Raw genomic sequence first — 14,172 nt, forward strand, 5'->3', positions numbered from 1 at the left:
ATTGGTTCCTCCTGAAGATAGGTCAGAAGGTGTAAACCTTATTCAGGACGGGACATTGGCACAAAAAAAGCCACTCATCTCTGAGTGGCTTTTTTATGAATCTTGGAGCGGGAAACGAGACTCGCATCTGGCGTCCGACCCATTGAAATCTAAGGGGTTTCTTTTCTTTCCGAAGCAGGAAAAGACTCAATTCTGGACTCGTTATTGGATCCTTTCAACAGCAAAAATACCGAGTTCCAAGGAAGGCTATTAGATTCTGCGCCTAGCCAGCTCAAAACAGTCATCAGCCTGATGACACTAGTGGACGAGGCCTCGCCAAATTTTTGAAGCGAGGACATTGAAGTCGGAATATTTCTACCGAAAGCAATTCGAGACCGTCGATCACCTACGTGCCGGAATTGATGAGTACATCCGCTACTACAACGATGAACGTATCAAGATGAAGCTTGGTGGCCTGAGCCCTGTAACATACAGAGCACAGGCCGCGCAGCCTTAGACACAACTGTCCAACATTTGGGGAGCAGCTCAAATATGCAGCTCGATGGAAACAGGCCGCCTGGCTCAGGGACCGGTAGCCGGGCTGCTGGGTGCCAGCCCACTACCCTTTCGCTTTGATCGCATACATCCCACCGGCAATCACCAGACACGCCCCCACCACCGTCCAGGTGTCTGGTAGCTCGCCGAATACCAACAGGCCGATCAGCGTGGCAAACACCAGCAGCGTGTAGTTGAACGGCTGGAGTGTGGCCGCCGTTGCATACTTCAGCGCCTGGAGAAATAACAGCTGGGCCACCACGCCTGTCGTGGACAACACCGCAATCAGGCCCCATTGCATCAGGCTCGGCGCCACCCATCCGGGAAGGCCCGACAACGTGATGGTGATCGCGCCGAAGAAGCCCATGTAAAGCATGTTGGTGGCGAACGAATCATGCTGGCTGATCCGACGGGTCAGCACGCTGAAGATCGCGAACCCCAAGGCCGACACCAGCGGAATCAGTGCTGCGAGTTCGAAGACCCCGCTGCCAGGCCGAAGGATAACCAGTGTTCCCGCGAAGCCTACGGCGGCGGCAACCCATCGACGCACGCCGATGAACTCGCCCAGGAATACCCCAGCCAACGCCAGCGTCAACAAGGGAAACACCGCATACAGGGCATGCATTTCCGCCAGTCCCAGATAGCGCAGCCCCAATCCAAACAGCGCAATTTCACCGACCCCGATCAATGCACGGATAACCTGCAGATAGGGATGGCGACTCCGGCACGCAGCACGCAGGCCGCCCTGATAGACGCTATAGCCGACAGCAAAAGCCAGGAATACCCAGTAGCGCACCATCACCAACTGTGCAACGGGGAGGTCTTTGACCAGCACCTTGGTGATCCCATCCTGGCTGGCGAACACCAGCATGGAGAGCAGGCACAAGAGAATGCCGAACTGGGGCCTGGGAACATCGTACGCACGTGCCGCGCTGTCCAACTGATTGCTCATGGATCATTCCATCTGGAGGGGACTTGTTGCTTCGTGACGACAGGCATCATTCACGCCCGGCACGCCATTCGAGTAATCGTAAATCTGGACCTCTCGTCAGGCGAGATCAGACTCGAGCGCGATCAACGGCGCCAGGGCAACCTTGAGCGCATCGACCTTATCGGTGGACAAGCGCGCCAAGGGTCGACGTGGATTCCCCGCCCCATAGCCGGTGATCTCGGCACCGGCGTAGACCGACTGCACATAGTCACCCTGCCAGATCAACGACATCACTGGCTCGATCGACCGCCAGATCTCCCGAGCACAGGCCCAGTCCTGTTTCATGGCGGCTTCCACCACCGCAACACAAGCACGCGGGGCCATGTTCGCCCCGCCCCAGATCAGGCCCGCGGCACCGGCGAAGAGTGCATAGGGCACCAATGGGTCAGCACCATTCATCGTCGGCAAGCCAGTGCGGATCAATGAGGCTTGAGCGGCAAGATCACCGCTGCTGTCCTTGACCGACACGAAGTTCGGAATCTCGCTCAACTGGCGGAACAGCGACGGGGTCACTTCAACGCCCACCGCCCGAGGTACGTTGTAGCCAATGATCGGCAACCCGGCTTCGGACACCGAGGCGTAGAAGTCGACGATGCCCTGGTCGTCGGTTGGGCCTTCGAAAAACGGTGGCAGCACCATCACACCGTCGGCGCCACATTCAGCGGCATGACGGGTGCGCTGCAGCACTTCGTCCACCAACAAGGCTGAAGTTTGCACAATGACGCGAGCACGCCCCTTGATGACCTTGGCGCCAAAGGCCACGAGTTGCCTGGACTCCTCCTGGCTCAGGTAGACATGCATGCCTGTCCCGGAGCTCAGGACAAAACCCTGTACACCAGCAGCCAGATAGCACTCGAGCAACGTCTCGAAGCGTGGATAGTCAATCTTGCCTTGGGCATCGAACGGCGTGGTAACGGCCAGGTTGATGCCGGAGAAAGCGAATGCGGACATTGAATCGAGCCCCTTCTTGTTATCTTTGACAGGACGCACAAACAGCCTTTCCCGGGCTGTTGGCACGCACCAGCGATCAAGTCCCGCTCCCCAATGGCCAACTCGGAAAGCGCCGGCCATTGTCGCAAGGAAATCAACCCACCGATTTAAGTGGAATCTGGGATTGCAGGCGCGTCAGCATGGTTTCGCAGTACCAGTCATCAAACTGGCATACACCATTTTCCGCAATGTCCGAAAAGGGTCCCGGCTCGTAAGTCGGTGAGGTCACGCCGGCCTGCGTACCTTCCACCAAACGACGGTCTTGATCGTTGGTGGCAAGCCAAACCTTCGTCAGTCGGTCAATTTCATAGTCAACACCTTCAACGGCCGTATTGGGCACAAGCCATTTGGTGGTCACAAGCGTTTCGCCAGGTCCGATCGGCAGTACCCGGAAGCTCAATGCGTGATCGCCGAGAAAGTGGTTCCAGGTAGACGGGTAGTTAAAGTAGAGCAACGCGCCAATATCCGGCTCGCCGCTTTTATCCAGGCGTCCCGCCACCGCAGGTTTGCCATCCATTGTGTAACTCACGGCGCCTGCGGAAAGTGGAATGCGCGTCATACGAAAACGGCCATTCGGGTCCATAACCAGCTTGCTTGGCATCCCCGCGATTTCGCAGCGACTCCAGTGTGCGGTCAGTTCGGGATCTTCTTCACCCCCAACCCCTGCCACCGAAAGGTTCTCGACAAAAGAATTCATCAATTCGGGATGCGTACCGTCACAGTGGAAGCACTCTCGATTGTTTTCAAACACGAGTTTCCAGTTACCCTTCTCCACGAGGTTGGACTCGAAGGCAACCTTGCAGTTATCCAGAAAATGGGGAGCGATGAAAGGACTTACAGAGCGCCTGAAACTTTCGAATTCCGGCGCGTCATCAGCGACGCATACATAAATGTACGTATGAACAACTTCACAATGAAGAGGTTTCAGGTTGTATTGAGTCCTATCGAAATCGCCCCCCATATTACCGGCAAACAAAAGACTGCCATCCAGTTCAAAAGTCCACTTATGATAAGGACAGACCAGCTTCGCGACTTTTCCCTGAGCGTGCTCGCAAATTTTAGAGCCACGATGACGACAAGCGTTGTGAAAAGCACGGACTTGACCACTTTTATCCCTGATAATCAAGACTGGATAGTCGCCGATCTGCAACGTCAAGTATTGCCCGGGCTTTTCAAGCTCAAACGTATGTCCGGCAAAAATCCAATCCTTGTGCCAGATCTGCTCAAGGTCCTGACGGAAAACCTCAGGTTCAATATACAGTTCACGAGGAAGCGCGTGGCGCGCCTTACGCTTTTTAATCAGCTCGATCACGGATGCTTTGATATTCATTATTATCCTCTACACATCAACCTTGCGGTTAACGGCAAGTACGCCCAGAAAACGGTGTCATGGCCAACAGATCATGCGCAAGGATTCGTTCAGCGCAGCCGCTGAATATGCATGTTTTAGCCATGTTTAACACGAAGGGTACGACAGCCAGGCCAGTCGGCAAAACTACATTTTCGTCGCTCAACTGATAACTTAGCGTTATACCCCACAGAACCTAGACACCACTTTGCTTGCTATCGCTACCGATCGAGAAGACTTGAATGGAGAAAAATTTATACGCTCCACCTGGAAAACTTCGAAAGGATCCAGTCCCTTACTCTCCGACAGGCATCTTCGTATTCAGTCCTTTCGTTGCAGGCCACATAATGAAGACTGTTTCGAAGCGTTACCTGATGCTCAACAGGGCGAACGAGCTGTCCCCTCTCCACCATTGCACCAACAAGCTGGTTCCAGCCCAGTGCGATGCCTTGATGGGTCAGGACCATGTTCATGATCAAGTTGTAATCATTGGCATGAAAAATAGGCGGACAGTCGGAGGGGCGCTCATCAATATCAACGTTCAGAAAGGCCAGCCATACACCCCAGTCGACATGCTCAGCCACTCCCGAGCGTCCATAGGGGCTTAGATTGAGTAGCGAAGAATCGCGTACCCCTTCAAGCGAGGTAAGTTCGGGATGCGTATCCAGAAACATTGGAGAGCACACAGGATAGATAATATCGTGGCACAACTGATAGCTCTTATACCCATCCCCCACCTTACGGATCTTTGAGATGATGATGTCCGGCTCTACACCCGGTTCCATATTCACAAAATTCTGAGTGGTAATCAGATTGAACTCAATATCCGGGTTGGTTGCACGAAACTCTGGAAGATGCTCTGACAGCCATAATGCAGAAAATGCGGGCGAGCAACAAACAGTCAGGATATGCTTCTGTGTCGGTGCGGTACGAATCCTTTCAGCCGCCTGCGCGATATTAACGAAGGACAGTTGCGCTGCCTCAAAAAAAATCTTTCCCTCGGCGGTTAGTTCTACCGTGCGCCCGGCACGCATGAACAATTGAGCGCCCAATGACTCCTCAAGCTCCCGAATCTGCCGGCTGATCGCTGCCTGGGATACGCACAACGCCTCCGCAGCCCGAGTGAAGCTTTCATATTTAGCGGCGGCAACAAATGCTCTGACAGCCCGAAGGGAAGGCATTCTAAGCAGCAATGTATCGGGGTCAACGTGTCTGCTGAGCATGGTAAGCCCTCATACTCCTATCATCCGCGAAAGCGGCGCAGCGTAACTCAATAGCCTAGCGCGGGCCATACAGAAGCGTCGCAATTGCGCCAGGGCGGTCGTTTCGGCAGGTCTCGATAACGTTAGGTTATCCATAAAGCCCTGTAAATGTTGTTGGATTAACGATCAGGATACTTATAGATTGAAAAAAAGCCCGAACCCACGGGCAAACAATAAAAACAGGTACATGTCATGCGCAGATTTTTCTTTTATTACTGCCCGCCTAAATCACCGATGCTCGCGCTTAGTTCGATTTCGCGTGCTTGTAGCGTTACACGCAAAGGAGGGACGCGATGACTAGTCCAGACGAAATCATTTCTGTTAAGAACGTTTTTAAAATCTTTGGTGCACAGCCTGATGCGGCAATGAAAATGCTCGCCGCAGGGGCAAGCAAAAAAGACGTCTTTGAGAAAACAGGCCAGGTTATTGGTGTTTTCGACGCCAGCTTCGCCGTCAAGCGTGGCGAAATTTTTGTGATCATGGGGCTCTCCGGTTCCGGGAAGTCCACGATGGTGCGATTGTTCAATCGCCTTATCGAACCGACGTCAGGCAGTATTTATCTGAACGGTCGAGAAATTACAGGACTTGACGATAAAGCCCTTCTCGACGTTCGCCGCAAAGAGATGGGCATGGTGTTCCAATCCTTTGCCTTGATGCCGCACATGAGCGTTCTGGAAAACACCGCCTTCGGGTTGGAAATTTCCGGCATCAGTGAAAAGGAACGGCATAGCCGCGCCAGGGAAGCCCTCGCGCAAGTCGGTCTTGCCGGCCAGGAGCACAGTTATCCGCATCAACTTTCCGGCGGCATGCAGCAACGCGTAGGCCTGGCCCGCGCGCTTGCCAACGACCCGACCATCCTGCTGATGGACGAAGCCTTTTCCGCCCTGGACCCGCTTATCCGCAGCGAAATGCAGGGAGAGCTCATTCGCCTGCAAGCCGAGCAGAAGCGAACCATCATCTTCATTTCCCACGATATCGAGGAAGCCGTTCGTATCGGTCACCGCATCGCGATCATGGAAGGGGGACAGGTGGTACAGATCGGCACGCCTCAAGAATTGATCAGCCAACCGGTCAATGACTATGTACGCACGTTCTTCAAAGGATTCGACAGTTCCCGGATTCTCAAGGCAGGCGACGTGGCCAGGCTTGATCCGGAATCGATTCGTAAAGTCAACGGCCAAGCACCACAGTTCAAGGCCGGCCTACCGTTTGGTTATTTGATCGATGAACTTGGGCAACTCCTCGGGGTAGTGGATATCGATACAAGCGGCGCGAGTGGCAGCACGCACTACACCCTGCACAAACGCCAGCCCGTATTTACCGATACCCCGCTGCACGAAGTACTGGAGATTGCGGCCAACCTGCCCTACCCGGTCCCTGTACTCGACCGTTCGGGCGCACTCACCGGGACGTTATCAAAGAGCGAGTTACTGCAAACGCTGAGCCGCCATTGATACAGCCGTGCCCATCGACGCTGGCGCGTCCCTGATGACCTGAGTACCTGCGGCCTCCATAACGCCGCTGCGGTGATGATGAAGAGGTAAGCCCTGATGTCCGAGTTCAGTTTTCTCGATCCGTTCCAAGTCGCCACTATTCCATTGGGTGACTGGGTGGAAAGCACCCTCAATTTTCTGGTGCACAACTTTCGTGATGTGTTTCGCGCCATCCGCTGGCCGATCGACCAAGTACTTAACAGCGTCGAATACATTCTGCAGAGCATTCCACCCAGCATCGGCATCCTCCTGTCTTCTTTGCTGGGATGGCAACTAGCTGGTAGACGCATGGCGTTGCTGTGCTTTGTGACGCTCACGCTGCTGGGTCTTATCGGTGTCTGGTCCGAGTCGATGACCACCTTGGCGCTCGTACTGACTTCGGTGTTCTTTTGCGCCCTGCTAGGCATACCCCTGGGTATTCTCTGCGCCCGTAGCGACAACTTGGAAAAGGTCCTGCGGCCCATACTCGACGCCATGCAGACACTGCCGGCGTTCGTCTATCTAGTGCCTGTCGTCATGCTGTTCGGCATCGGCAACGTGCCGGGCATCCTTGTGACCATTGTCTTCGCCCTTCCCCCTCTGGTGCGCCTGACGAACCTGGGCATCCGCCAGGTACCGGAGGACAAGATAGAAGCGGCCCGCGCCTTTGGCTGCACACCGCGGCAGATGCTGACCCGCGTTCAGTTGCCACTGGCGACATCGACCATCATGGCGGGACTCAATCAGACCCTGATGCTGTCGCTGTCGATGGTGGTCATCGCTTCGATGATCTCGGTGGGCGGTCTTGGCCAGATGGTCCTGCGCGGCATCGGCCGCCTGGACATGGGCTTGGCCACGGTTGGCGGCACAGGCCTGGTGTTGCTTGCCATCTTCCTGGACCGCTTGACCCAAGCCATGGGCGCGCGCACCGGAGCCGACCCGAGCCTGCGCTGGTACCACACCGGTCCCGTAGGTCTGCTGCTACGCCTGTTCGGCGCACGACGGCCTGCGGGGCGAAGCAAGACCGCTTGAACCCTCTTATTCGATCTGCCGCACTTGAAGATAAAAACCCAAAAAAGGTACGCGACAATGTTTGAATTCAAGCTTTCCCACAGCATTCTCAATTGCGCTACAGCTTTCGCCATGGCGGCCCTGTCGCTTTGCGCAAACGCCTCGGCGGACCAACCGGGAGACGGTGTAAAGGTCACCCCCATCTTCCCTTCTATCGCTGAAGAACGATTCCGCGGCGAAGTGGCCATGGAAGGTCTCCGAGAGCTGGGCTACAAAGTGCAGGAGCCCAAGGAAACCGAGTACAGCGTCATGATGATGGCCCTGGGGAACGGTGATGCAGACTTTACCGTGCACTTGTGGGACAAGTTGCACGATAAATTCTTCCAACAGGCCGGGGGTGATAAGGCCATGGTCAAGGCGGGTGACATCATGCCCGGCGTGCTCCAAGGTTATTTGATCGACAAGAAGACCGCTGAAGCTCATAACATCAAGTACATCACTGACTTGAAGAAACCGGAAATCGCCAAACTGTTCGACACCAACGGCGACGGCAAGGCAGACATGACAGGCTGTAACCCAGGATGGGGCTGCGAGCTGATCATCTCCCACCACATGAAGGCCTATGACCTGGAGAAAACAGTCACCGTCAACCAGGGCTCCTATTTCGCACTGATGGCTGACACCATTACTCGTTATAAGGAAGGGCAACCAATTCTCTACTTCACCTGGGTCCCACAATGGATCGCTACCGTTTTGGTCGAAGACAAGGATGTGGTGTGGCTGGAAGTACCGAAAACCGATCTGCCTGATGGCAAGAATGATGTCGACACGATGTACAAGGGCAAGAACCTCGGCTTTGCGGTAGATAAGGTCGAAGCCGTGTTGAACAAAGACTTCGCCGAGAAGAATCCTGCGGCCTTGAAGTTCCTTTCGGTGATGCAAATCACCACGGCTGACGAAAGCGCCCAGAACTTGAAAATGCAACAGGGCGAGAAAAAACCTGCGGATATCCGCCGTCACGCCAAGGAATGGGTGGCAGCCCATCGGCAGCAGTTTGATGCCTGGTTGCAAACCGCTCGCGCTGCGGCGACACAAGCCAGCAATTAATAGGGAGACAGCGGTGGGGCGAGTCGATGACTGGCTCCATCCTGTCAATAACAATCCGTTTGTACGAAGGATTTCACCCAGTGGAATCTCACGTATACGCACGCTCTTATTTCCGACTTCCTGAAACGCTGTACATCGATGCTATTTATAACGAAAGGTCATCTTTTTACTTTCGCAAATGCCGTTGGATATTTCGCCTCAACCCGTTTTACATGACTGGCGTCGAATCGGTTGAATGAACAGGATCTTGAAATGCTAAAAGTATCTTCGTTACCTGCCGATGATCAATCTTGCGGGTGGTATCACTTGAGCAGGGGGCGCCAGATCAAGCCCGCCCATCAAGGCCATAGCAGCGCACGTTGGGTCATTGTCGGTGCCGGCTTCACAGGGCTTGCCACCGCCCGTCAACTCGCGGCTCATTTTCCCGACGATCCTATCCTGCTGATCGATGCCCAGGAAGTGGGCTTTGGCACTTCCGGTCGCAATGCCGGGTTCGCTATCGATTTGCCGCATGACATCGCCGCTGAGGATTACATAGGCGATATCGCCACCGCGAAAACAACACTGAAACTTAATCTGAGTGGCCTGAGTTATTTAAAAGAGTTGATTGAACGCCACAGCATCGATTGCCAAATCAAGCACTGCGGCAAATATCAGGCAGCCGTTGAACCCAGAGGCGTCGCCGTCCTGGAGGCCTACCGTCGCGGACTCGATAAATTGGATCAACCCTACCAGATGATCGAGGCTGGCGAACTTCCCGAACATATCGGCACACACTTCTATCGCAAGGCGTTATTCACACCTGGTACTTCTTTGCTTCAGCCTTCGGCGCTTGTCAAAGGTTTGGCCGACAGCCTCCCCAGTAACGTGACGCTGTATGAAAACACGGCGATCACTCATGTGGAGTACGGCACGAAGACCGTGCTCAAGCACGCCGCGGGCTCAATCACCGCAGACAAACTGATCCTGACCAATAATGCCTTCGGTATGAGCTTCGGCTTCCTGAAGGGGCGAATGCTGCCGGTGTTCACTTATGCCAGCCTGACCCGCCCCATGACCGAGCAGGAACAAGCTCGCCTCGGCGGCCGGCCTTATTGGGGTGTCATTCCTGCGGATCCATTCGGTACCACGGTACGTCGTACACCGGACAACCGTCTTCTGATCCGTAACAGTTTCAGCTTCAACCCCGACGGCCGCAGCGATTCAAAATACTTGAAACGCTTTGTCGCCCGGCATCAGGCATCTTTCGAACAACGATTCCCGATGTTGCCTGAAATGAAGTTCGATTATACCTGGGGAGGAGCACTCGCCCTTTCACGTAACCATATGGGTTATTTCGGCGAGCTGTCGCCCAATGTCTATGGGGCACTCTGCTGCAATGGCTTAGGTGTTACTCGCGGGACAGCGACAGGCAAACTCTTGGCGGATTGGCTGGCCGGGGAACACTCTGAACTCATCGATTTCGTCTTGAATTCACCAGGCCCCTGTCCAAACCCACCCGCGCCCCTGGTTTCAGCAGGCGTCAATATAAGTTTGCGCTGGGGGCAGTACCGAGCCGGCAAAGAAAGTTGACCCGCCCCGACAAACTTGAAGAAGTTGAAGTCCACTTGCTCGCTCTGCAGCACGTGGCCTCTCTTGGTTGAACAAATGGCTGCGCTGACTCTATCGAGCTGGCGCCGCTTGACAGGCAGTGACATTAACTGGAGCGAGATTAATGAAGTTCGAAGGTATTTACACACCGGCAGTTACGCCCCTGACCTCTGACGGCAGTATCGATAAGACAGCCTTCGCCGACGTTCTGGAGTATCTGGTCGAATCCAAAGTACACGGCATCATTATCGGCGGTTCGACCGGCGAATATTATGCCCACACCGCTCAGGAGCGGTTCGACCTGGCTGCCCAGGCCAAGGACGTGCTGCGCGGTCGTCTACCGCTGATCGTGGGGACCGGCGCCATTCGCACCGAAGACTCGGTCGCTTACGCCGAAGCGGCGAAGGCCATCAAGGCCGACGCGCTGTTGGTTGGCTCGCCCCCCTATGCACTGCCGACGCAAAAAGAGATCGCACTGCACGTCAAGGCGGTGGACCGCGCGGCTTCGCTCCCCATCATGCTTTACAACTATCCAGGCCGCATGAGCGTGAGCATGGGCGAGGAATTCTTTGAGGAGGTCCGCGATGTGAAAAACATCGTCGCCATCAAGGAAAGTTCCGGTGACATGGCCCAGATGCACCGTTTGGCTTGCAAGTACCCGCACATCGCTCTGTCTTGCGGGTGGGACGATCAAGCCCTGGAGTTTTTCGCATGGGGCGCCCGTAGTTGGGTCTGTGCCGGTTCCAACTTCATCCCTCGCGAACACGTCGCTTTATACGAGGCCTGCGTTGTGGAGAAAGACTTCGACAAAGGCCGCCGCATCATGGCGGCGATGATGCCGCTGATGGACTTTCTGGAAGGCGGGAAGTTTGTCCAGTCCATCAAGTACGGATGTGAACTGAACGGTTTGCGCACCGGTGGCCTGCGCGCCCCACTGCACGGCCTGAACCTTGATGAAAAGCAGGCGCTGCAAGGCGTCGTTACCGAGCTCAAGCGCAACATCGCGCAGATCACTGGAGGTGCCTGAAATGGCTGATTTACTGAGCAAAGCACAGTACGCGGCCATCGCCGCCGAGTTGGAGTTTCCTACCCAGGCATTCATCAACGGCGAGTTCCGAGATGCCCTCTCTGGAAAAACCTTCATCACGACCAACCCCGCCACGGGTGAAAAACTTGCAGAGATAGCGGCTTGCGACACCCGTGACGTCGACGTTGCCGTGGCTGCCGCCAAGCAAGCGTTCGAAGATGGTCGCTGGCATAAGCTGTCGCCCGGCGCACGTAAACAGGTGCTCCTGCGTTTCGCCCAATTGCTGGAAGACAATGCCCACGAGCTCGCCGTGCTGGAAAGCCTGGACAGTGGCAAGCCTGTCAGCGAATGCCAGAACGTCGATGTGCCCGATACCATCCATACCCTGCGCTGGCATGCCGAGTTGATCGACAAGGTGTACGACAGTACCGCGCCGACCGGCCACGGTGCCGTAACCCTGGTGGTGCGCGAAGCGATCGGCGTTGTCGGCCTGGTCCTGCCCTGGAACTTCCCCTTGTTGATGCTGGCCTGGAAGATTGGTCCCTCCCTGGCCGCTGGCTGCTCCATCGTGGTCAAACCGGCCAAGGAAACCACCCTGACCGCGCTGCGTGTTGCCGAGCTGGCACATCAAGCCGGTATTCCGGCAGGTGTATTCAACATCACCCCTGGCGGTGGCCGGGAAGCTGGCGAGGCAATCGGTCGGCACATGGATGTGGCGATGGTCAGCTTCACCGGTTCTACCGACACGGGCCGGTTATTTCTCAAATATGCGTCCGAGTCGAACCTCAAGCGCGTGGTGCTGGAACTGGGGGGTAAAAACCCTGCCGTGGTGATGAATGACTGCGAAGACCTTGATCAGGTTGCCCAGTATGTGACGGCCGGCGCTTTCTGGAACATGGGCGAGAACTGCTCGGCCTCTTCACGGCTGATCGTCCATGAAGACGTCAAGGATGAATTGCTGCAACTGATCGGAAAGCATCTGCGCGATTGGAAAATGGGTGACCCACTGGATCCTGAGAATCGCCTCGGCGCCATGATCAGCAAAACGCATTTCGAGAAAGTGCGTTCTTATCTGGAATACGCAGCCGAGCAGAAACTCAATGTGATGCACGGTGGCGAGACCGAGTCCGACGTGTTCGTGCAGCCGACGATCATCGACGGCGTCGAACGTGAAAATCGCCTGTTTATCGAGGAGATCTTCGGGCCGGTCCTGAGCGTCACCAGCTTCAGTACCCTCGACGAAGCCATTGAACTTGCCAACGACACAGTCTATGGCCTGGCGGCGTCCGCCTATACCGGTAGCCTGCGTAATGCCTTACGCCTGTCGCGAGAAATTCGTGCGGGCGTGGTCACGGTCAACTGTTTCGGTGAAGGTGACGCCTCCACGCCGTTCGGCGGTTACAAGGAGTCTGGCTTTGGTGGTCGCGACAAATCCGTCTGGGCGCATGATCAGTACACCGAGCTGAAAACCATCTGGATCGATGCTTCGTAACCTGATCGAGCACAGGCTGCATTAACAGCGTTTAGCACACCGGTCACCGCTCCACATAAGCGGTGATCGGCTTATCTGTTCAAGCGTATTGATCCTGTTATTCAAACCCGTTGAGCCTTTTAGCAGATTGAACACTGGACGCCGCCATGACAACTTCACCTTTTTCGATTCCAGCCAGCGCACGACGCATCGACCCCGCCAGGCAACTCGCGACTGCGCTAAAAAAAGATGGCTCTGTCGATGACAACGACCGCGTCGAAATAGGCCCTACTCCACTGGCTTTTGCGGAGTGGGAACGTTTGGGCCTGGAGCCGCCCCATTTACCCACCCTGCGTACGTACCGATTGCAACGACTAGTGGATCAGTTGGTCGCCCGTGATCTGGGCGGCATTCTCTTATTCGATCCACTGAATATCCGCTACGCGACCGATACCACCAACATGCAGTTATGGACGACCCATAACCCCGCACGGGCCTGCTTCGTCGCCGCCAGTGGGCATGTCGTTCTGTGGGACTTCCATGGCTGCGATCACCTTTGCGCCCACTTGCCGCTGGTCACTGAATTACGCAGCGGCGCGTCTTTTTTCTTTTTCGAGACCGGTGAGCACACGGATCGACACGCCAGGCATTTCGCCGCGCAAATCGACGAGTTGCTGCGCCAACACGCCGGAGCCAACCGCCGGCTGGCGGTGGATCGAATCGAAGTCGCCGGCCTGCGCGCACTGGACTCCTTGGCGATCGAGATTTACAGCGGCCAGGAAGTGACCGAATTTGCCCGCATGATCAAGGGCCCCGATGAAGTCAAGGCGATGCGCTGTGCGGTGGCCTCGTGCGAAGCCTCAGTGGCTGAAATGCACCAGGCAATGCGCGCTGGCGTGACCGAAAACGATGTCTGGGCCGCCCTGCATGCCGGCAACATCCGCCGCGGCGGCGAATGGATCGAGACGCGAATCCTCAGTTCCGGTCCTCGCACCAACCCCTGGTTCCAGGAGTCCGGCCCACGCGTGTTGAGCGACGGCGACCTGTTGTCATTCGACACGGATCTGATCGGCACCTACGGCATGTGCGTGGACATGTCCCGCAGTTGGATTTGCGGAGGGCTGGAGCCGACGGCCGAACAGAAGCGCCTGTACCGGATTGCCCATGACCATATTGTCTATAACACCGAGTTGATCAAGCCGGGCGTGCGCTTCACCGAACTGACAGCCAAGGCGCACCGGTTGCCCGAACCGTGCCGGGCTCAACGGTATGGGGTGCTTTATCACGGCGTCGGGCTATGTGATGAGTACCCGATGGACTTGCCCCTACAAAACCGGACACCAACTCCCCGTTAAATTGATGCCGCCGC

At 55.8% G+C, this 14,172-nt stretch carries 12 protein-coding genes and 1 pseudogene; 9 read left to right on the forward strand and 4 right to left on the reverse strand.

Annotation, left to right across the window (positions count from 1 at the left end; translation table 11 throughout):
• Together ACODSJ_RS24215 and ACODSJ_RS24220 are read left to right on the forward strand one after the other, a co-directional pair.
• Positions 1–253: hypothetical protein (locus tag ACODSJ_RS24215; protein WP_489104146.1), on the forward strand; the 253-nt coding region annotated here is incomplete at its 5' end.
• 81 nt (positions 254–334) lie between these two features.
• Positions 335–496: pseudogene (locus ACODSJ_RS24220) on the forward strand (IS3 family transposase); the annotation flags it as partial.
• Between the two features lie 102 nt (positions 497–598).
• Here ACODSJ_RS24220 and ACODSJ_RS24225 read toward each other — a convergent pair.
• From ACODSJ_RS24225 to ACODSJ_RS24240, 4 genes are all read right to left on the reverse strand, one after another.
• The gene (locus ACODSJ_RS24225) at positions 599–1,486 is read right to left on the reverse strand and encodes a DMT family transporter (protein WP_489104147.1); all 888 of its coding nucleotides are present in this window, start codon (positions 1,484–1,486) and stop codon (positions 599–601) included.
• A 96-nt stretch (positions 1,487–1,582) separates the two neighbouring features.
• On the reverse strand, positions 1,583–2,476 hold the full coding sequence (locus ACODSJ_RS24230) for a dihydrodipicolinate synthase family protein (protein ID WP_489104148.1): 894 nt from the start codon (positions 2,474–2,476) through the stop codon (positions 1,583–1,585).
• A gap of 133 nt (positions 2,477–2,609) precedes the next feature.
• Positions 2,610–3,845, reverse strand: coding sequence for an aromatic ring-hydroxylating oxygenase subunit alpha (locus ACODSJ_RS24235; RefSeq protein ID WP_489104149.1), 1,236 nt, complete (start codon positions 3,843–3,845; stop codon positions 2,610–2,612).
• 272 nt (positions 3,846–4,117) lie between these two features.
• Complete coding sequence (locus ACODSJ_RS24240) at positions 4,118–5,086, reverse strand: LysR family transcriptional regulator (protein WP_489104150.1); 969 nt, start codon at positions 5,084–5,086, stop codon at positions 4,118–4,120.
• A 332-nt stretch (positions 5,087–5,418) separates the two neighbouring features.
• On the opposite strand from ACODSJ_RS24240, the gene ACODSJ_RS24245 reads away from it, so the two are divergent.
• From ACODSJ_RS24245 to ACODSJ_RS24275, 7 genes are all read left to right on the forward strand, one after another.
• Positions 5,419–6,579, forward strand: coding sequence for a quaternary amine ABC transporter ATP-binding protein (locus ACODSJ_RS24245; RefSeq protein ID WP_489104151.1), 1,161 nt, complete (start codon positions 5,419–5,421; stop codon positions 6,577–6,579).
• Positions 6,580–6,675: 96 nt separating this feature from the next.
• On the forward strand, positions 6,676–7,629 hold the full coding sequence (gene proW / locus ACODSJ_RS24250; protein WP_489104152.1) for a glycine betaine/L-proline ABC transporter permease ProW: 954 nt from the start codon (positions 6,676–6,678) through the stop codon (positions 7,627–7,629).
• Between the two features lie 57 nt (positions 7,630–7,686).
• On the forward strand, positions 7,687–8,715 hold the full coding sequence (gene proX, locus ACODSJ_RS24255; protein ID WP_489104153.1) for a glycine betaine/L-proline ABC transporter substrate-binding protein ProX: 1,029 nt from the start codon (positions 7,687–7,689) through the stop codon (positions 8,713–8,715).
• A gap of 252 nt (positions 8,716–8,967) precedes the next feature.
• Positions 8,968–10,287, forward strand: coding sequence for an NAD(P)/FAD-dependent oxidoreductase (locus ACODSJ_RS24260; RefSeq protein WP_489104154.1), 1,320 nt, complete (start codon positions 8,968–8,970; stop codon positions 10,285–10,287).
• Positions 10,288–10,429: 142 nt separating this feature from the next.
• A complete protein-coding gene (locus ACODSJ_RS24265) occupies positions 10,430–11,332 on the forward strand; it encodes a dihydrodipicolinate synthase family protein (RefSeq protein ID WP_489104155.1) in 903 nt (300 codons plus the stop codon).
• A gap of 1 nt (position 11,333) precedes the next feature.
• Entirely contained in the window at positions 11,334–12,824 is a 1,491-nt protein-coding gene (locus ACODSJ_RS24270) for an aldehyde dehydrogenase (protein WP_489104156.1), read from the forward strand.
• A gap of 146 nt (positions 12,825–12,970) precedes the next feature.
• Positions 12,971–14,158 (forward strand): M24 family metallopeptidase, encoded by a 1,188-nt coding sequence (locus ACODSJ_RS24275; RefSeq protein ID WP_489104157.1) that lies wholly within the window; start codon positions 12,971–12,973, stop codon positions 14,156–14,158.
• Positions 14,159–14,172 lie beyond the last annotated feature (14 nt).

Source organism: Pseudomonas sp. FG6 (genome assembly GCF_057809015.1).

Excerpts from the sequence above, each read along its gene's own strand:
- ACODSJ_RS24225 (WP_489104147.1), bottom strand. The coding sequence starts at position 1,486 with ATGAGCAATCAGTTGGACAGCGCGGCACGTGCGTACGATGTTCCCAGG.
- ACODSJ_RS24230 (WP_489104148.1), bottom strand. The coding sequence starts at position 2,476 with ATGTCCGCATTCGCTTTCTCCGGCATCAACCTGGCCGTTACCACGCCG.
- ACODSJ_RS24235 (WP_489104149.1), bottom strand. The coding sequence starts at position 3,845 with ATGAATATCAAAGCATCCGTGATCGAGCTGATTAAAAAGCGTAAGGCG.
- ACODSJ_RS24240 (WP_489104150.1), bottom strand. The coding sequence starts at position 5,086 with ATGCTCAGCAGACACGTTGACCCCGATACATTGCTGCTTAGAATGCCT.
- ACODSJ_RS24245 (WP_489104151.1), top strand. The coding sequence starts at position 5,419 with ATGACTAGTCCAGACGAAATCATTTCTGTTAAGAACGTTTTTAAAATC.
- proW (WP_489104152.1), top strand. The coding sequence starts at position 6,676 with ATGTCCGAGTTCAGTTTTCTCGATCCGTTCCAAGTCGCCACTATTCCA.
- proX (WP_489104153.1), top strand. The coding sequence starts at position 7,687 with ATGTTTGAATTCAAGCTTTCCCACAGCATTCTCAATTGCGCTACAGCT.
- ACODSJ_RS24260 (WP_489104154.1), top strand. The coding sequence starts at position 8,968 with ATGCTAAAAGTATCTTCGTTACCTGCCGATGATCAATCTTGCGGGTGG.
- ACODSJ_RS24265 (WP_489104155.1), top strand. The coding sequence starts at position 10,430 with ATGAAGTTCGAAGGTATTTACACACCGGCAGTTACGCCCCTGACCTCT.
- ACODSJ_RS24270 (WP_489104156.1), top strand. The coding sequence starts at position 11,334 with ATGGCTGATTTACTGAGCAAAGCACAGTACGCGGCCATCGCCGCCGAG.
- ACODSJ_RS24275 (WP_489104157.1), top strand. The coding sequence starts at position 12,971 with ATGACAACTTCACCTTTTTCGATTCCAGCCAGCGCACGACGCATCGAC.